The 463-nt window shown below is 63.5% G+C and carries 1 protein-coding gene; it reads right to left on the bottom strand.

All coding sequences use genetic code 11. The annotated features are described in order from the left end of the window. A partial coding sequence (locus AC1RPN_RS08380) for a hypothetical protein (RefSeq protein ID WP_481763743.1) occupies positions 1-463 on the bottom strand: 463 nt, incomplete at both ends.

Here is a 463-nt window from a genome sequence, read left to right as displayed (position 1 = left end):
ACGTGATGCCAATGAACGGGATTTCCGCGCCCGGGATTTGCGTCACGTACGCACCCGGCACCGCGACACCGGCCGGAGCCGTACCCGGCGTACCGAGCGTCAGCATGCCGTTAGCGGCCACACAGATTTGCGTCGAGGCCGAACCACCAGCAGCTGCCCAGTTCTTCGATGCGTCGAATTGCGAAGTGAACACCGTACCGCGCGTAATCACGCCGATTTGCTGGACGTAATCGCCAACGTAGCCGCCCGGCGGCACGTCACCGAACAGGACCCGGCGCTGCACTGCCGTCAGCGTGTACTCGTAAGTCACGGTAACCGTGTCGCCTGCCGTCAGGCCCGAGACCGTTTGGCCCGTGACCTTGACCGTCGTGCCGTCAACCGGAACCCATGCGCTGGTCGTTTGGTCGTAGATACCGACCGAAGTTGCAGTCGTCGGCACCAGCGACAGTTTCACGCTGCCCGT

The organism is Dellaglioa sp. CoH-57-MRSF-20 (assembly GCF_056781955.1).
Note: the sequence above shows the minus strand (reverse complement) of the source record. Positions and strands in the feature narration are given on the sequence as shown.